Source organism: Staphylococcus coagulans, from assembly GCF_022557135.1.
Taxonomy (GTDB): Bacteria; Bacillota; Bacilli; order Staphylococcales; family Staphylococcaceae; genus Staphylococcus; species Staphylococcus coagulans.
In genome coordinates this window covers 1,024,401-1,043,114 of record NZ_CP092966.1, presented here as the reverse complement: position 1 = coordinate 1,043,114, position 18,714 = coordinate 1,024,401, and the positions used below count along the sequence as shown (strand labels likewise).

Here is an 18,714-nt window from a genome sequence, read left to right as displayed (position 1 = left end):
ATTATATTTTGTTTTTCTCATCTTTTAGTCTGATATTTACCCTTCATCGTTGGTCTGAGCCTGACATTATGGTATATTATTTGTGTTAATTTTAAAAATAAAGGAGCTCATAAGATGAAGAAAGGCATACAAAAATTAATTATTCCTGTTACAGCAAGTGCATTATTACTCGGAGCATGTGGAAATGATGCCCCTACTTCAAAAGGAGAAACTTTAATCTCATCTAAAGCAGGTGACGTTAAAGTTCAAGACGTTTTAAAAGAAATTGGTAACGAACAAATTGCAAGTGACTCTTTTAAAGTATTACTTAATAAAATATTAGAAGAAAAATATGGTAAAAAAGTCGATGATAAACAAATCGATAAAGAAACCGATGAAGAAATCGAAAAATATGGCGGTAAAGACCAATTTAAAAACTTATTAAAACAACAAGGTATGTCTTTGGATGAATATAAAAAGCAACGTAAAATGATTGCTTATCAAAAAGAATTACTTAATGACAAAGTAAAAATTTCTGATAAAGAAATAAAAGATAATACCAAAAAAGCATCACATATCTTAATAAAAGTAAAACAAGATAAAGACGATAAAGAAGGTTTATCAGACAAAGATGCTAAGAAGAAAATTGAAGAAATTAAAAAAGAAATTGATAAAAATCCAAAATCATTCGATGATCTAGCGAAAAAAGAATCTATGGACTCAAGCAAAGATAAAAATGGTAGTCTAGGTTATGTTGTTAAAGGTCAAACTGTGAAGCCTTTTGAAAAAGCCTTATTTAAATTAAAAGACGGCGAAATTTCTGACATCGTTAAAACGGACTATGGTTACCATATCATTCGTGCAGATAAACCGACTGATTTTAACAAAGAAAAATCTAAACTTAAAGAAAAATTAATTCAAAATAAACTACAAAAAGATCCAGAAATTTTAACAAATGCTTATAAAGATTTATTAAAAGAATACGATGTTGATTACAAAGATCGCGACATCAAAAAAGCAATCGAAGACAATATTTTAAATCCTGAAGCATTAAAAGAACAATCTTCTCAACAACAAGGTATGCAAGGACAAGGACAACAATTAGGTATGTAATACATATGCGGTTGATTTAGCCTCATAATAATACAAAACAACGTCAGTACATCACAATGCTGACGTTGTCTTTTTTATTTACACCAATTTGTTATCCCCTCTTCATACTGAGCAAAGAAAAAGAGGCTAGGAAATGATTCCCAACCTCAATCTTCAGCTTACCTCATATTAATCCAATTTTTCAGGCTTATAAAATTGACGATTCTCCAATCCAAAAATACGCTCTGTGAACTGTCCTTTATTAACCTTTTTAAAAGCTTTATCGAACATATTCATTCGTGCATCAATGTTATCAATATAATTAAGAATTTCAGCTTCTTTTACTTGTGGTAACTTAGGAGAACCATATTCTAATTTACCGTGATGCGCTAAAATTAAATGGCGTAATAATAATATTTCTTCACCATCCACATTCAGCTCTCTTGCTGCATCCGCCACATCATCACTTGCTATAGAGATATGACCGAGTAAATTTCCTTCTAATGTATATGAAGTAGCAACAGGGCCAGATAATTCTCTTACTTTACCCATATCATGTAAAATAATGCCACTATACAATAAACTGCGATTTAGCTCAGGATAAATATCGCATAAGCCTCTAGCAATTTTAAGCATCGTTAATACATGGTAACTTAGTCCACTGACAAAATTATGATGGTGTGAACTTGCTGCTGGGTATACAAAATAACGATCTTCATATTTGTTTAACAAATATCTTGTTACCCTTTGAAGTGGTGCATTTTCTATTTCAAAAATATATTCTTGCATCGCATCTTTGATTTCTTCTGGAGACATTGGGGCTCCATCTATGAAATCTTGCGTACGCATGCCATCTTGCTCAGTAGCTAAACGAAATTGATTTACCTTCATTTGTTTACGTCCACGATAATTGATGATATCACCTTTAACGTGAATGATACGTTCAGGTTGAAGTAATGGAATGTCCTCTTTAGACACCGTCCATAATTTCGCTTCTATTTCTCCACTTTTATCTTGTAAGTGAAGCGTCATATAATCTTTTCCTTGTGCTGTAACCCCTTGAGTTGCACGGCGAATCAAAAAGAAGTGATCGACCGTATCTCCAGGTTGTAGTGTTTCAACATTTCTCATATTTAACGCCTTCCCATTCTATGTTTCTATCTTTTTTAATGTTACAAGTTGTTTAGTTGGTATATTTGAGTCACGTAAACATGTAAAATAGAGAATTTGGAATTCTTCAGACATGCCTCTTAAATATTTCATCATTCTTGAACGACGCTCTGCATCAAAATGTACAAACGCATCGTCAATAATAATCGGCAATGAATAATAAGGTTTTAATATTTTAATCAGACTAAGTCGAAGTGCTATATATAACAACTCTTTAGTAGATTGACTTAACTCAATTGGATGGTACATTTGGCCATCTCGATGACGCACCATAACTTGTTCATTTTCATATGTGACTTGAACATATTGGCCGTCTGTTAGTTCTGAATAAATATTCGTTGCCACCTGAACAACTTGTGGTAATCGTTTATCTTTAATTTGTTTAATATGTTCATCAACAAGTGCTTCAAGATAACTTAACGCTGCCCAATTATCAGCCGCAGCATTAAGTTGATTTTTCGAGAGCTCGTATTGATGGCGTAAATGACGCAATGTATCATCTGTTTCCATATGGTTGATTTGTGCAGATAAATCACTCACTTCACTTTGTATAGTGAGATATCTCTCATTGTAGTCATCAATTTGCTCAGATAATTTTTGATATTCAGCATCAAGTTGTGCTGTCGTTTTTTCGCTTAATTTAGAACTTTTTTCATAACTATAATCTTGATTTTCAAGAAAATGGGTTAAGTCATTAAAGCGGGATAATCGTTTATGATAAGTTTGATAACGATCATGATGCCTGTAATAACTTTCTTCATCTAATGCACCAATTGCGCCAAACAAATTATGAATGACACTTTGATTATCTTTTAAGCGCTGATTCAAATGTTTAATTTCGTTATCGATGAGCGAAATTTGTTCTAAATTATGTGCATGTCTTGTCATATCTTGATTCGCATTTTTCAACCATTCTCGGACATCATGAAATAAAGTCTGACGGTCAAATTGTGTTAAAGCTAGCCCAATCTTTGTTTTTGCTTCATCATAAAACGCCTCTAATTCATCATGTAATTGGGTTTTTGTGGCTGACAACGTACTTAAATGCTGTGCATGTTCTTTCAATTTTTGAATTGTTTCAATCGCATTTAATAATAAATCATCAGATAAATTTTGAGACACATGTAAATGCGTTTTCAGTTCTGAAATGCTTTGAGATGATTGTTCATAATCAGTTTGTGCTTGTTCATTTTGAATATTCAAATGATCTTTTTTCGTTTTTAGAATTGCGAGTTGTTGCTTTCTTTGAGTAATTTGATCACGTAATTGATACTGTGTCGACAAATCGAAATCTAATTCATAATTATCTTCTAGTTGTTGTACTTCTTGTTCTAATTGTGTAATTTCCTGTGAAAACTTTTCATTATGACCGACAGGTTTAGAACGGAACATAAAAATAGCAACGATAAATATGACACCTAATACTGCTAAAACTACAGCCGGTACGAGTGCTTGAGATAAAAACATAAAAATTGCAAATCCTATAGAAATCAGTGCAAGGATCATAGATGCAATACTCAATTTTTTTTGTTTTTTATCTTTTTGTTGTTGTTCGATTTCGAATGCTTCTTTCATCTTCGAAAATAAATTATGTTTTTCATTTAATTCTAACAGGCGATGATCATAAATCTTTTTCTTTTCAAAATTTTCATCACTCACAAGCTGCTCTTCTAGTTGTTCAATTTCATTTTCATATGACTGATGTTCGATTTGATTTTCATCAATATTACTTTTTAACTGTTGTAACAATTGACTTTGGTCTCTTTTATTTCGTAACACTTCACTAGTGTAGCTTTTCTGTGCTTCTGAAGTGTCGATATTCTCATGCATTTCTTGCCAACCTATGTTGGACTGCAGACCTGACATATCCATTCGATGATTATTAATTTCACGTTCGGTTTGTTTCAAATCAAGCGCTTTCTGCTTAATCGTATCTTCTTGTTTTGCTACCCATTCAAAATTTTGATATAAATCTTGTTCGGGCACGAATAATTTATCGTTTTCTTTTTCAAGTTGACTTTTCTTTTCATCTCTTAAACCGATATCTCTTTCAAGATGTTGAACTTGAATTTTCGCTGCTTCATAGCGATCAATCCCTTGCTCTGGAAATTCTAACGGTTCAATATTTAAGTCCGCTTCTAACCCTTTCCATTCCTGGACCTGATCAATTAATGCAACTTCTTTTTGTTTTTCTTCAAACAGCGCCGTAAGTTGACTCAAGTTTTCTTTTAAAGCTTTTAAACGTCTTAATGCTTTATCATGTTCTTCAGTAAGACGCTGATACGTTTCCAACTTCGCTGATTCTTCTCTAATATCAAACTCTAATTTTCTAATTTGCTCTAATTGCTGATTAATTTCTGGATTTTGTCCTGACTTTTTATATAGGTCTTGCTTTTTCTGATGAATTAATTCACGCATGCCAATAAACTCAGTTGAACCCAGTGCGCCCGCCTGCATTAAGAAATTTTGCAATTGTTGCTCACTCATATGTTTATGGATATCTTGTAATCCTAAAACACTAAAGGAGAATATTTCTTGATACGTGCGCTTATTAATATAATTAAGTTGCTGCTTTAACCAGTTTTCGTCTTTAATTGCACCATTAGGCATGAAAACTTTGACGTCTCCTACAGCACTTCCTTTAACACGCTCAACATCTACTTCTGAACCGTCATCCATAATCAATGTAACACGCCCACCGTAATGGTTCCCCATTCGAGGTTCTAATCTAGGCTCATTTTCTTTTTTAGTTGGAAACCCAAATAAAATTGAATGGATGAATGCTTGTAAAGTTGATTTACCTGCTTCATTTTCACCAAAAATTTCTGTGAAGAACGGATTAAATTCAACTTTACGTTGGACAAATTGACCATAACCATAAATTTCAACTGATTTTATCTTCATGGCTTAGTTGCCCTCCTTTAGTTCAGCTTCTATAATTGCTTCAGCACGTTCAATCAGTGCTTTTCGATCATGTTTTTGATAGTGATCTAAATATTTTGAGGCCTTAGGATTCATATATAACTCAGATAAAGCACGTTCGTAGACATCATCTTGTGCTAATAGATCTTCAGAAAACTCATTCGCGATACTTGTTTGAGGGATTTCTAAATAGTTAATTAACCATTCATCAATCATCACAAAATGGCGTTCATTTTCTTCATATTCTGTAACTAAAGTTTTTACTTGCTCTAAAACTTGTGCGTCAATACGCTCATCACCGTGAACATTAATTTGCAAGCGGTAGAATGCTCTACCTTGATGGCGTACACTTTCTTTAAATTCCTGAATACTTTCAAATAAAGTCTGCTGAGATACAGAATCAATTTCAATCGTCGCACTTTCAAAACGTATAAACTGCGTCGGAACAAAGCGTGTTTTCAATGCTACATGGTCTCCCTCAACGATAAGGCAACCTTTTTCCCCTTGTTCTTTAAAATGACGCCCCTGTATATTACCGGCATAGTGAATTTCTGGCAGATCACTTAATTGCTGTCTTTTATGGATGTGGCCAAGCGCCCAATAGTGATACAGTTTTGCATTTAAATCTTCTAGACGAAATTCAGTGTAGCGATGTGCAGTCTCTGCTTTACTATAAGTACCGTGAAGCACACCGATATGTACTATTTGGCGATCCTTATTCGTTGGATAAAGATCGATTTTATTTTCATAGCTTTCGCTCTTTTCATAACTAAAGCCATGTAAATGTACATTTTCACCGGATTTTGTAATCGCTTGATAAGTTTCAACATCTTTAGAAAATACAGTGACATTTTCAGGCCATTTTGATGTGATTTGATCAGAGAGTGGATCATGATTTCCATGTGCAATATAGACAAAAATCTGTTCTTTTTGCAAACGTTCAAATTGTCCTTTCAAAAACATTTCAGCTTTTAATGTACGGTTGTGCTGATCAAATAAGTCTCCACTTATCACCATAAAATCAACTTCTTCTCGTAATGCGAGATCTATAATTTTTTTAAAGCTTTCATAAGCGCTATTTTCGACATCTTTCAAAATTGTAGGATTTAAATAGCGTTTTGAGGCAAAAGGGCTATCTAGATGTAAATCTGCACAATGCAAAAATTTAACCATTTAAGCATTCTCCTTTTTACTTTCTAATTTCATCTCTGTTTAATAGACTATGTATTCATTTATTTTATCATATTTTAGTTATATAAGTGTGAACCAAAAGCGCATTCTGTAAGAACTTTATCATCTTCTTGGCATAAAAAAAGAGCAATTCAGAAATCTAATCATTATGCTTTAGATTTCTAAATCTGCTCTAATCAATTCGAACCGTCTCATCGAATGAAACCTTAGTTCAATGTTTCATTTAATTCCTATCCCACACTATGGGTTGATAAGAATGTAGCCGATGAAAAATTAGTTTGCGTAAATTTCATCCAATGGTTTAACAATGATTTGGTTGATTTCTTGGAAAACTTGGCTCATTTTTTGTTCAGCATTCATTAATTCAGAAATGTTGCTGTCTTTTTCAATTTGTTGCGCTTGTTCTTGCGCTTTTTGCAAGTCTTCCTCACCAATTTCTTCACCTTGCATTTGTTTTTGTTGGAAGTTTAATTGTGTTTCACGAAACTCATCAAACAATTTTTTAGAGTTTTCATCAGCTTCAACTTTAGCATAAGCATCTTTAATCGCTTTATACTCATCACTTTCGCGTAATGCTTGTTCTAATTTGTTCGCGTAATCATATAAATTTACAGCCATTTCTATTCGCTCCTTGAGTTGTGTAATTTAAGATTGAATTCTATCTCTTCCAATCTCTTTCCTTGCTTACGATACCACATTTTATACAGTTATACAAAGATTGCAATTAAACCTTGGAAAAATCCAATAATTCCACCTAAAATGAAGCCTAGCAGCATGATTAATTTAAGCTCTTTATTCGCAATTTCAAATATCAGCTGTTCAATATAGTCTAAATCAAAACGATTAATTTGCTCTTCAATAAGTCCTCGTATATTAACTTTTTTCATAATTTTAGACAAACGACGTGACAATGTATCTATTATCATGTCTGTAATACGTTCTGCACCTTTTTCATGTAACATTTCAAATAATTCAGGCGCAAGTGTATTGAGTGGCTGATGTGCACGTTTTGTTATATTTGCTTGTTTTAAGACATAGTCAGCCAATTGAATTTGAATCTGCTCCATTGCTTCCGGTTGAATGATTTCTTTTAAAGGTAACACCTTTATACGCTCATACTCAATCTTCAATTGTTGTGCCAATATGTTTTTGGCTTTCGGATGATATGTTAATCGAATTAACTCTTTTTGTATTCGCTCAGCAATTGCTTCTTGTGTCATAAACATTTGGAGTAGACCAACGATTTTCCCCTTCTCAACAAAAAATGTTTCTAACATATCAGTAATGTCGTGATAACCCTTTTCAGATTCAAGGTAATCTCTAGCTTTCGTTAATAAAAATTCATCTAATGAGTCAACTTTTTTATCTAGTTGTTGCACAATCTTGTCTGGAAGCCATTGATTCATTCCTTGATTTTGATGACTTAAATACTTTTCATTTAACGATTTATAAACGATACGTTTTAACTGTCTTTCTCCTGAAGAGACGATATCAATATCAAAGCGCTCAGCTAAACGTTGTAATGTCACATGGTCCTGTTCCAAAAGGCGAATCTGATCTTTTACCGTTTGGTTCATTGTTTCTTTTATCTCAGGCGTAGCCAATTTCTCTTGAATTAATGCCTCAGTTAATAAATGATCTTCTATCACTTGACCAATTTTTTCGGCAATTTCTCCTCTTCTTTTTGGGATTAAACCTGGTGTAAAAGGAATGCGCTTACCAAAAATATAATATGCACGAAAAGGATGAAAAAGCATTTTAACTGCAATCATATTCGTTACGCCACCAATCACCGCACCTATGATTATCATAAATACAACAACTAAAATCGGTTGCATATTCATCTCTCCTTAATTCATCATCATCTATAGTTTTTATTGAACGTTTAAAACTTTAAAATCTATAAAATATGAAATATAGCAGTCAAAGCTTTAATAGTTGCTATTATACACATAATCCTCAATCATTATAAGTTCAAACACTTTTTTAATGAGATGATAGTGACGCCTTTCAATACCTATATTGGATAAAAATAATTCCTTCAAAGCATGCCTATTCAGTCCATACTTTGAAGGAAGATATTCAATGATGATTTATTCTATTATTATAATTTATTTTCAATCTTATGCGCGAATAAGATCTTCTTTAACATTACGTTGGAAGTATGTCTCAGCTTCTCTCAATTTAGGCGTCGCAAAAACAGGTTGTTTATCTGTATCTAGTACGCGATAAAGTTCACTCACTTTATTAGATTGAAGGATGAAACCACCTTTAGTATCAATTGTATCCCAATAAATATCGCTAATTGTTGAATATTTTGGATATGCAGCTTGGTTTCTTGAAATTGTTTGAACAATTTCTAATGGGTCACAACCGAAAGTACTATTTAAAACTTCTGAATCTCTAAATAATGCACAAATGGATACACATGTCGTCCAGTTAGGTAATACACGCTCTTTTTCAATTTGAACAAGTGTCTTTTTTGACAAGCCAATTGTTTGAGCCATTGTATCTTGTGTATACCCCGCTTCGATACGTACCATCTTAAATTTGGTTTGAATTAAATCAGTAAAACTTTGTCTATCCATATTTATATTACTACCTCTCTTAAATAAAAATTTATCCGCACACAAGCATTGCAATTCTACACAATTCTTGAAACACAAATTACATATTAATACAAAATAAGATAAATGAAAAGCATCTTTTTAGAAAACATTGAAAGTCATAAAAATGACATAATTAACGCAAATCGCGAATATATTTTAACTTAATAACATTTATTTCAGGTAAAATGAATACATTGATATCTATACTGTTTAGTACTATACACACTTGCGTAACTTGTTTCTTATATGCTACTGGAAATGCATTCTTTCTATTAATTTATTTTGTACTGCTATGGATTGAGACTTAATGATGCTCAATACCTATGTATCTTTACTACCTTTATTTAACATACAATGTCAGCCGTTTTATTTCTCTAACTCTGCTTATCTTATGTCGAAAATATGTGTTTAAGAATTTTATTATAACACAGATTAATAGTGTTACGAACTCAAATAAATAATGCTTTTGTGTTTAAATCAACTTACAATAAATCACTTTTTTATGCATGAATCATGTTTTTTCTTGTATTTCGAAATTATGATTTATCTTTTTTAATCCATTTATGAAACAATGAATGAAATACAATCGAAAGGCCTATACTAAAAAATGTAATAATGATTATGTTTACGATAAGTTGCCAAAGATGGTCACTAGGTAAATGCGAAAACAGAAAAAACATAGGAATAACAAAAATAAGATCTAACCAACCTAATTCTTTTAAAGCTTCGTCTAAATGATTCAAAATATTCAACTTCCTTTCGACATTTTATAATAAACTTACATTTTTTATACAAACGTATATTAATTTTGATTTCATATAAAGAACAATATCGGATTATTCAGGAATGCAACTGTTTTCAATGGATTATACACATTGTATCATATGTTAAAAAGAGAGAGGCTACCAATAAAAAGTCGATAATACTACTGAGTTTTTGGAACTTGCTTAGCTGTATGAGTGGTAATTACAACAATATCAGCATCAATTGAAACTTAATTGACCGTATCGGTGTGCTTGTTATAGCTTCCTTTTTTACTTCAGACAGCATCTCATTAAAGATACAAGATTTTAATACCTTTGACCTGTCAAGTTTTCATTCGTCCATTCCTATTATCTTCAATTTTTAATACAATAAAGAAATGTTAGGCACTTATTATTTTAGTTCGTGCATTGCCGAATCTATTAAGGTTTTAGCACACAAAATCATAAATACTACTAAAAAAGAGGTGAGAAAATGAATTCTAAAGTTATCATTTTAAAAGACGATGCTTATGAAGAAAGTAACGTATCTATAACATTTACATTAAAAAACATACGCATGGATGAAGGACTCAAAATTTATTACTTTGAGGTCATGACCCAGTTTGAAAATCAACAAATCAAAACAGAATTAGCCATTTTCAATGATGAAATTCAACATTTGAAAGACCTTGAATTTACACCACCTATAACTAAGCTCTATTTCTTAGAGCCCGATATTTCATTGACAGTCATAGAAGTTGAAAAGGACGAATTTTGTGTATACGTCAACTTAGATTCAGGTGTAAGAATGCATAATATTGCGACTGAATCAGGCATATCCGTAAGGCTCAATGTAGCGCAATCATCATTTAAGCAGTTCATCAATGAAATAGCATCAATCGAATCACACACATCATTTTTGAATGGTTAGTCTTAGCTCATTTGGTCACGCACGCAAGTAATATATTTCTTTCAATATCATCTCTATTTGTTACGATTTAATCCTGTTTACTAGCTTTGCTTATCGCTAAAAATTGGGACATTTAAAAACAGTGTATATCATAATGCTCTATTATAAAAGCAACGGTTAGTGCTTTTTCACTAACCGTTTTGATAGAACACGTGCCCTCCTTCATTATTTATATGCGTTCTGAGAGTATTGAATTACTCGACATGCATATGCCCTTTCAACTTTTTACCTTCTCTTTCAGATAATATTAAAGCACAAGCTGCATCACCTGTAATGTTAACAGCCGTACGAGACATATCGAGTAAACGATCGATGCCTAAAATAATACCAATGGCTGCTGGATTTAAACCAACTGCTGTTAACACCATCGCCAACATAATCAATCCAACACCCGGTACCCCTGCTGTACCTATCGAAGCGATAACAGCGACTGCTACGACTGTAATTAATTGTAACAATGTTAAATCCGCCCCCATTAATTGTGCGATAAAAATCGTTGCTACCCCTTGCATGATTGCAGTACCGTCCATATTTATTGTTGCCCCTAAAGGCTGAACAAAAGAAGCAATTTCAGGTCGAACTCCCATTTTTTTCGTACATTCCATAGAAACTGGAAGTGCAGCATTCGAACTCGAACCTCCAAATCCGACAGTAATAGCTGGAAAGAAACCTTTAAAAAACGCAATGGGACTCCGTTTTGCTAAAAATTTCACTGCACCACCATAAACGACAAAGAAATGGATGACTAAGGCACCTAATACAACAATAAAATAAAGACCTAATTGTTTAATCGCGCCAAAACCTGCACCTGTAAATGCATGTGCAACTAAGCCAAACGTCCCGATTGGCGCAAATACATTCATAATCATTGTAATAATATACATCAGCACATTATTAAATTGCTCAAAAAATTGATGTACGATTCGCCCTTTTTCGCCTACCATCATAATTCCGATACCAATAAAGATTGCAAAAGTGATAATTTGAAGCATATTTCCACCACTCATCGCTTCTAACGGATTTTTAGGGAAGAAATTAATGACCGTTTGATCAAATGTTTGATTCACTGGAGAATCCGCAGCAGATTTTTGACCTTCTAACTTTTTCTGATAAGCTGTTACTTCTTTACTTTTCAACAAATCTGAATGTCCTGCACCTGGCTTAACTATAAGTGCTAAACACATTGCTAAAGTGATTGCGAGTGCAGTCGTCGTTAAGAAAAATACGAGCGTTTTCAAACCAATACCGCCTAACAATTTTGGATCCCCTACACCAATGACACCGAGCACAATCGAAACAAAAACAACCGGTACAACAAGCATAAAAATTAAGTTTAAAAACACTTGACCAATTACATTAAAAATATATTGATCTGTAAAAGATACAAATTTTGCCCCTTCGTAAAAATTAAAAATTGAGCCTATCGTAATCCCTAATACTAATGCAACAATAATCTTGACTGTAAGCCCTTTAAATTTCATGATAGCCATCACCCTTATTACTTTTTACAATATTATAATCTGAAAATTGGCAATATAGCAATCATTTTTTAAATGACTAGATTTATCTTACTATTCATAGGATAATAGAAACATTGAGAATGATTTTTATTATGATTCAATATTAATTCATTGATGACAATTTTAATAGAGGTGTTGTTGTTGCAAGTAGAAAACAGGATTTCCCAAGCAAAAAAAGGCGCAACCTTAAGCATCGTCACATATACTATATTAACTTTATTAAAAGTCACATACGGTTGGCTCGCAGATAGTCGCGGTTTAACAGCGGATGGGATAAATAATGCAACAGATGTCATTAGTTCAATTGCCATCCTTATCGCTCTGCATATATCTATGAAACCAGTAGATAAAAACCATCCTTATGGGCATTATCGATCAGAATTTATCGCTTCTTTAATCGCATCCTTTATTATGTTTGCTGTGAGTATTCAAGTGATTATTACTGGTGTAAAACATTTTTATCAAGGTCAATTTCATCAGCCGAGTCAATCAGCTTTGATTGTAGGTGTAATTTCAAGTTTTCTTATGTTTGCTGTTTTCCTCTATAATCGTAACTTAGCAAAAAAAGTCAAAAGCAATGCCCTTAAAGCAGCGAGTTATGATAATTTATCAGATGCTTTAGTTTCAATAGGGACTGTTATAGGGATTCTAGGTGTATATATCGGAATTCCCATGTTAGATACACTGGCTGCAATCGTTATTGGATTATTAATCATGAAGACAAGTATCGACATCTTTAAAGAAACAGCCATAACCTTAACAGACGGGTACGACGTCGATGAACTCGAGCATATCGAGCAAATCATTTCGTCTATCCCTGGAATTAAAGAAATTAGAGATATTAAAGCTCGTAGTCACGGAGTGATGTCATTCATTGATGTGACCATTGCCGTGGAACCCGAACTAAATGTCATTGAAAGTCATCAAATATCAGATCATATTGAAACTAAGTTACAACAACAATTAGGCGAAGTCGAAACAATTGTGCATATTGAGCCGTATTTGCACTAAATATATCAGATTTAAATCTATACATTAAATAACGTCACAATATATGTACCAAAAGACAATTTTTGGAATGCATACATTGTGACGTTAATTTTGTGAAAAAATAGTCGCTATGACCATCGATTAACACAAAAATATAATTATTTCTTCAAATTTTACTCGATCGGTTTAAATGAGGTTGTTTTCCATAGCATAAATGGCCGCTTGCGTGCGGTCATTGACTTGTAATTTAGAAAAAATATGACTGACATGTGTTTTAATCGTTTTTTCAGATACAAATAATGTCTCAGCAATTTCTTTATTCGTCTTACCTTTAGCCATTTCTTTTAAAACTTCCGTTTCTCGTTTCGATAATTTATTAAGGATATGAGGCTTTGTGATAACAACATCCATCACATGTTGTGCATCTTCATGAATCACTTTCTCACCATTTAAAACACGTGTAATTGATGTCATTAATGCTTCGGGTTCAACGTCCTTCATTTCATATCCATCAGCGCCAACACGCATTGCAGACATAACATGCTCTTCATCAACATAACTCGTTAAAACCAAAATCTTAATGCGTGGAAACCCTTCTTTAATATGTTGTATTAACGTAATCCCATTCATCTCAGGCATGACTAAATCAACTAACACCAGATCGGGCTCAATTTGTTTTTCATTTAATGCATCCAATAATGATTGACCATTTCCAAAACTACCGGTCACTTCTATTTCATTTTGTGTTGATAGTAAAAATTCTAAGCCTTGACGCACAATAAAATGGTCATCAACTAATGCAATTTTAGGCATAAAAAAGCCTCCCTTTGATGTTAAAGTGGTATCTTAATTTTAATCGATGTCCCTTGACGACTGTCAATATGCATCGTTCCTTTTATCATTTTAATACGTTGCCTCATATTCGATAATCCGTGCTTATCGTAAACATCGATACGCGCAACGTCAAACCCCTTTCCTTCGTCCGAAATATCAACGGTTAGCATATCATCAGATTGATTAAGGACTACCGTAATTTTTGATGTATTGGCGTGCTTTTTCGTATTGTTCATTGCTTCTTGAATGACGCGATAAATATGTGTCTCAATTTTGTTTTCTAAGTCAATCAAACCATGAACAGTAATGTCGATTTCTAAATCGATTAGTTTCGCATAATTTTTAAGTGCGTGGACAATCCCTTGCTCTAACCCCACTGGTTTTAATTGCCAAATTAAAGCTCTCATCTCATTAACCGCATTTTGACTTGTCTGTTCAATTTGGGCAAAAGCACGTTGAGATGTTTCTTCTTCAGACATTTGCCCTGCTGCATGTGCAGTTAATTTTAAAGAAAACAACATTTGATTCACTGAGTCATGTAAATCTCGAGCCAATCGATTACGTTCATTAATACGTGCGGCCTCTTTTTCTTGGTTATTCAAGTCAATTCTTTTAATCGCTGAACCAATTTGAAAAGCGACTGATTCTAAAAGTTCTAGATCTTCATCACTGTAATGTGTTGTAAAAGGTGTCGCAACATTTAATAAACCAAATTGCTCATTGCCTGACCTTAACGGAACTGTCGCGTGATGCGTTATATTATCCGTTTCTGTACTAAATTCACGACTGGCTAAGTTAATACGAGAACAGTTAATAATGTTAGAGGCTTTCGTCAATTTTTGATTATGATAAGATTGAACACACCAACATGAACCTTCTGTCATATATTTACAATGATGATGCGTAAGTGCTGGTGGTAGCGAGCGTTGTGCTTCTAATGTATGATAACCTTCCGCATCAATAAAAAATATCCATCCCGTTGTGAAATCACTCCCCTTCACCAAAAAATCTAAAGCGCCATCAAGCATCGATTGTAATTCTGTTTCTTCATTGAGAAATTCAGCGATTTCTTTTAATAATGCTAATCGAGTTGGCTTTTCCACTTCGTGCACACCTCTCTTCCACTTTTTAAAATTTAAAATATAAGAGCGGAAAATATGTATTTAGTTTTATTATACACATACCCCTTTCCCTTTAAAAACCATCAACACTATACTGATTTATGGTATGATAGAAACAATTAAGGAGGATACTATGAAATTTTCAGTTGCTGAATCGTTTGATCAAATGTCTATCCGAGACATTTTTAAATCATTAAAACTACCTAAAAAAGAACTCCATTTGTTGAATATGTCTAAAGCCATTACTGTTAATGGTCAACCCGCACAATTTCAGCAAACCGTTTCATCGGGAGATGTCGTCTCAATCCCAGACGAGCCTGTGAAGAGTCAATATTTACCTAGTTATCGCTATGCACAAATTGTTTACGAAGATGAATATTTAGCGATTGTATATAAACCTAAAGGTGTGAAAACACATCCCAATGACTTGAAAGAAAGTAACACCTTGATGAATCATATCATCTATACTTTAAATTGTGACTACGTAGAACCTATTCATCGGCTTGACCAAGAAACAGTGGGGCTATTAATCGTTGCTAAACATCCAATTGTTAAAAAGATACTCGACCGTATGTTAGAAGACAATACAATTCACCGCATTTATAAAGCCCAAGTAAAGGCTTTATTACCAATTAAACCACAAACAATTGATATGCCGATTGGAAAAGACAAATTCCATCCGAATAAAAGACGTATTTCGAATACAGGTCAACGTGCAGTCACACATATTCTAGAATCACAAATGATCAAAGAAGGTGTATGTGAAGTCAAACTTAAACTCGATACTGGTCGTACGCATCAAATTCGTGTTCACCTTGCTGAAATAGGTCATCCTGTTTTAGGAGATCCGTTGTACAGCGATTCTAAGTTAAGACAATTACAATTAGAAAGTTATCAAATTGAATTCCAACACCCATTTACTCAACAACTCATCTCTGTCACAACGGATGATATTAAATAACGCTCAATTTTATAACATAAACATTAAAAGACTGGAACATCAATCCTAAAAACAAATTGCGCTAAGATGAATTTCACTAAAAATCATCTTAGCGCTTTATTTTGATGATAAAAGCTCGTATGAAATGATTTCCCTATCCAATGGTACACAGCCTGTAATCTTTATCTCGTTATGTATGCTCATGCGCCTCGTTATCAATATTTCTGGTACGATGATTACAAACATCTATTTTGATTCTTAGTAGCGATTTATCGAAACGTGTGGTTACCAAAGATTTTATGTCCTAGCCTCTTTGCACATTGTAAACAAAAAGAGGACAGCCTAATCACGATGATTTCTGTCCCCTTCTTTGAAAAGTTAAAGATTCACTTTTGTGTATATTATTTCCGCTTCAAATGATTTTTGACACGATTAATCCAATTTCGTTTTGATTTTACAGGTTGTCCCATTTTAATTACATTTGATTCAGCAAGTTTTACGCCATAATCTTTTGCTTCTTGCATCAAATACTCTTGTGAGTTCAACGGTTCTAAATCATTTTCAATGTAATGATAAACACCCTGCGCATCTTGATAACGTCCTTTTTGATTATCCGATAATTGAAGATTTAAAAATTCAACTAACCGCTTCGCAATTTGTTTGTTCAATATAGGGAATAAAATTTCAACCCGTTTAATCATATTGCGCGTCATCATATCAGCTGAAGACAGATAAATTTTTTCATCTCCATTATTATAGAAGTAATAGATTCGAGAATGTTCTAAAAGACGTCCAACAATGCTGACAACTTCTATGTTGTCACTAACGCCAGGTATCCCTGGTTTCAAGCAACAAATTCCACGAATGATTAATTTGACTTCTACACCTGCTTGAGACGCTTCAAATAATTTTTTAATTAACGCTTTATCAGTTAGAGAGTTCATTTTCATCATCATTTTACCATTGCCAAATTGGCGATGACTTTCTATTTCTTGATCGATACGCTCAATAAAAGAATCTCTAATTTCATAAGGCGCCACAATCAACTTATGATAGTCCGGTTTCACCGAATAACCACTTAAATAATTAAAGAAATTCATTGCATCCTCACCAATTTCAGGATCAGTTGTAATGATACCCATATCGGTATATAATTTTGCGGTTTTATCGTTGTAGTTTCCTGTTCCTAGATGAACAAACGGAACTAACTGATGATTAATTCTTTTGACAACAAGTGTGATTTTACTATGCGTTTTAAGGTGCGTCATCCCGTACATGACGTGACACCCTGCCTCTTCCAACATTTTTGCCCAATGAACATTGTTTTCTTCATCAAAGCGTGCCTTGAGCTCGACCAGAACGGTCACTTGCTTTCCATTTTCTGCAGCGTGTTTAAGCGCTTTGATAATAGGCGAATCACTACTTACACGATACAAAGTTTGTTTAATCGCTAACGTGTTAGGGTCCTCTGAAGCTTCCTTAATAAAGTCAACAATTGGATCAAATGATTCATATGGATGATGGAAGAAAATATCTCTTTTCATTGCTAATTCATAAATATTATGACGTCCGAGTGATTGCGGGATTTGTGGTGTATAAGCCGGATAAGTTAATGATTTTAATTTATGTGATAAGTGATCTACCAACTCAAAAACAAACGTCAAATCGAGTGGCCCGTCTGTGTAATAGACATCTTGCTGTTCTAGCTCTAACGTATCGATTAACCAGTCCATATTCATATCACACGGTTCACGGTTGTCTATTTCCAATCTCACCGCAGCACCACTTTTTCGTTCTTTTAGAAAGCGCTCGATTTCTATAAGTAAATCTTCTGCGCCATCTTCATGAATGGTTAAATCCGCATTTCTTGTAATTCTAAAAGTATAGGTATTCAGTATTTCATACCCTTTAAAGAGGTGACCCATGAAAAAAGAAATCAAATCTTCAACTAAGACAATATATTGTTTGCTGCCTTCATTAACTGTAATAAATCGTTTAAGAAGCGTCGGTATTTGAACGATCGCTGCATTGATTTCATTACCTGTGTCAATATCTACAAATATATTGAGTGTTTTATTATTTAATTTTGGAAACGGCCGATAAGCATCAATTCCCAACGGTGTCAGTGTTGGCAAAATGTTTGATAAAAAGATGCTTTCTAATTTTTCTTTAAGCGATTCGCTCAAAGATTCAGGTTTACTAAAATAGATATTGTGTGTTTTTAATTGTTCTACGAGCGTATTAAAACGTTCATATTGGAATTTTACATTCTGACGATTTTTCTTTTCAATTTCCTTAAGTTGCTCTTGTGGTGTGAGCTGTGTTTTATTTTCAGGTTTATCGAAGCCCATTTTAACTTGATCTTTTAAACCTGCAACACGAACCATAAAAAATTCATCTAAGTTAGAACTTGCTATGGCAATAAATTTGAGTTGCTCTATCAATGGGTTCTGATGATCGCAGGCTTCTTGCAATACTCTATAATTAAAGTCTAACCAGCTCACTTCACGATTGTTATAATACTCCGGATGATTAATATCAAAACTTCCCTTTTCAATAGTCACTTTATTTGTTCACCCCATTAATCTTCTACGAAACATCACTTCGTTTATGTTCTTAGCGTAACATAAAAA

General features: G+C 33.4%; 15 protein-coding genes. 4 read left to right on the top strand and 11 right to left on the bottom strand.

Translation table 11 applies throughout. From position 1 onward, the window contains the following. Positions 1–114 precede the first annotated feature (114 nt). Complete coding sequence (gene prsA / locus KM149_RS04885) at positions 115–1,092, top strand: peptidylprolyl isomerase PrsA (protein ID WP_050330593.1); 978 nt, start codon at positions 115–117, stop codon at positions 1,090–1,092. 168 nt (positions 1,093–1,260) lie between these two features. On the opposite strand, the gene yhaM is transcribed toward prsA, so the two are convergent. The 7 genes from yhaM to KM149_RS04850 all read right to left on the bottom strand — a co-directional run bounded on the left by yhaM (position 1,261) and on the right by KM149_RS04850 (position 9,706). Continuing rightward, on the bottom strand, positions 1,261–2,202 hold the full coding sequence (yhaM, locus tag KM149_RS04880; protein WP_050330592.1) for a 3'-5' exoribonuclease YhaM: 942 nt from the start codon (positions 2,200–2,202) through the stop codon (positions 1,261–1,263). A gap of 18 nt (positions 2,203–2,220) precedes the next feature. After that, positions 2,221–5,145 (bottom strand): ATP-binding protein, encoded by a 2,925-nt coding sequence (locus KM149_RS04875; protein WP_214972298.1) that lies wholly within the window; start codon positions 5,143–5,145, stop codon positions 2,221–2,223. 3 nt (positions 5,146–5,148) lie between these two features. Continuing rightward, a complete protein-coding gene (locus KM149_RS04870) occupies positions 5,149–6,336 on the bottom strand; it encodes a metallophosphoesterase family protein (RefSeq protein ID WP_214972301.1) in 1,188 nt (395 codons plus the stop codon). 291 nt (positions 6,337–6,627) lie between these two features. Continuing rightward, a complete protein-coding gene (locus KM149_RS04865) occupies positions 6,628–6,972 on the bottom strand; it encodes a YlbF/YmcA family competence regulator (protein WP_016425452.1) in 345 nt (114 codons plus the stop codon). 89 nt (positions 6,973–7,061) lie between these two features. After that, entirely contained in the window at positions 7,062–8,192 is a 1,131-nt protein-coding gene (locus KM149_RS04860) for a DUF445 domain-containing protein (RefSeq protein WP_214972303.1), read from the bottom strand. 285 nt (positions 8,193–8,477) lie between these two features. Beyond that, positions 8,478–8,942 (bottom strand): XRE family transcriptional regulator XdrA, encoded by a 465-nt coding sequence (gene xdrA / locus KM149_RS04855; protein ID WP_016425454.1) that lies wholly within the window; start codon positions 8,940–8,942, stop codon positions 8,478–8,480. 557 nt (positions 8,943–9,499) lie between these two features. Continuing rightward, entirely contained in the window at positions 9,500–9,706 is a 207-nt protein-coding gene (locus KM149_RS04850; protein ID WP_214972314.1) for a DUF6007 family protein, read from the bottom strand. A 493-nt stretch (positions 9,707–10,199) separates the two neighbouring features. Here KM149_RS04850 and KM149_RS04845 point away from each other — a divergent pair, with 493 nt between their 5' ends. Further along, entirely contained in the window at positions 10,200–10,637 is a 438-nt protein-coding gene (locus tag KM149_RS04845) for a hypothetical protein (protein WP_214972318.1), read from the top strand. 233 nt (positions 10,638–10,870) lie between these two features. On the opposite strand, the gene KM149_RS04840 is transcribed toward KM149_RS04845, so the two are convergent. Next, positions 10,871–12,157: a dicarboxylate/amino acid:cation symporter gene (locus KM149_RS04840; RefSeq protein ID WP_214972322.1), complete on the bottom strand. Its 1,287-nt coding sequence runs from the start codon at positions 12,155–12,157 to the stop codon at positions 10,871–10,873. A 180-nt stretch (positions 12,158–12,337) separates the two neighbouring features. On the opposite strand from KM149_RS04840, the gene KM149_RS04835 reads away from it, so the two are divergent. After that, entirely contained in the window at positions 12,338–13,207 is an 870-nt protein-coding gene (locus tag KM149_RS04835; RefSeq protein ID WP_050330585.1) for a cation diffusion facilitator family transporter, read from the top strand. Between the two features lie 165 nt (positions 13,208–13,372). On the opposite strand, the gene KM149_RS04830 is transcribed toward KM149_RS04835, so the two are convergent. Then, positions 13,373–13,999, bottom strand: coding sequence for a response regulator transcription factor (locus KM149_RS04830; protein ID WP_050330584.1), 627 nt, complete (start codon positions 13,997–13,999; stop codon positions 13,373–13,375). A gap of 20 nt (positions 14,000–14,019) precedes the next feature. Next, the gene (locus tag KM149_RS04825) at positions 14,020–15,123 is read right to left on the bottom strand and encodes a GAF domain-containing sensor histidine kinase (RefSeq protein ID WP_050345449.1); all 1,104 of its coding nucleotides are present in this window, start codon (positions 15,121–15,123) and stop codon (positions 14,020–14,022) included. Between the two features lie 151 nt (positions 15,124–15,274). On the opposite strand from KM149_RS04825, the gene KM149_RS04820 reads away from it, so the two are divergent. After that, complete coding sequence (locus KM149_RS04820; protein WP_214972325.1) at positions 15,275–16,102, top strand: RluA family pseudouridine synthase; 828 nt, start codon at positions 15,275–15,277, stop codon at positions 16,100–16,102. A 380-nt stretch (positions 16,103–16,482) separates the two neighbouring features. On the opposite strand, the gene KM149_RS04815 is transcribed toward KM149_RS04820, so the two are convergent. Next, a complete protein-coding gene (locus KM149_RS04815; protein WP_182280810.1) occupies positions 16,483–18,645 on the bottom strand; it encodes an RNA degradosome polyphosphate kinase in 2,163 nt (720 codons plus the stop codon). Positions 18,646–18,714 lie beyond the last annotated feature (69 nt).

What these genes read in the sequence shown, in the direction of transcription:
- KM149_RS04820 (WP_214972325.1), top strand. Translation starts at nt 15,275, where the DNA reads ATGAAATTTTCAGTTGCTGAATCGTTTGATCAAATGTCTATCCGAGAC.
- prsA (WP_050330593.1), top strand. Translation starts at nt 115, where the DNA reads ATGAAGAAAGGCATACAAAAATTAATTATTCCTGTTACAGCAAGTGCA.
- KM149_RS04830 (WP_050330584.1), bottom strand. Translation starts at nt 13,999, where the DNA reads ATGCCTAAAATTGCATTAGTTGATGACCATTTTATTGTGCGTCAAGGC.
- KM149_RS04845 (WP_214972318.1), top strand. Translation starts at nt 10,200, where the DNA reads ATGAATTCTAAAGTTATCATTTTAAAAGACGATGCTTATGAAGAAAGT.
- KM149_RS04860 (WP_214972303.1), bottom strand. Translation starts at nt 8,192, where the DNA reads ATGCAACCGATTTTAGTTGTTGTATTTATGATAATCATAGGTGCGGTG.
- KM149_RS04865 (WP_016425452.1), bottom strand. Translation starts at nt 6,972, where the DNA reads ATGGCTGTAAATTTATATGATTACGCGAACAAATTAGAACAAGCATTA.
- KM149_RS04840 (WP_214972322.1), bottom strand. Translation starts at nt 12,157, where the DNA reads ATGAAATTTAAAGGGCTTACAGTCAAGATTATTGTTGCATTAGTATTA.
- yhaM (WP_050330592.1), bottom strand. Translation starts at nt 2,202, where the DNA reads ATGAGAAATGTTGAAACACTACAACCTGGAGATACGGTCGATCACTTC.
- KM149_RS04875 (WP_214972298.1), bottom strand. Translation starts at nt 5,145, where the DNA reads ATGAAGATAAAATCAGTTGAAATTTATGGTTATGGTCAATTTGTCCAA.
- KM149_RS04870 (WP_214972301.1), bottom strand. Translation starts at nt 6,336, where the DNA reads ATGGTTAAATTTTTGCATTGTGCAGATTTACATCTAGATAGCCCTTTT.
- xdrA (WP_016425454.1), bottom strand. Translation starts at nt 8,942, where the DNA reads ATGGATAGACAAAGTTTTACTGATTTAATTCAAACCAAATTTAAGATG.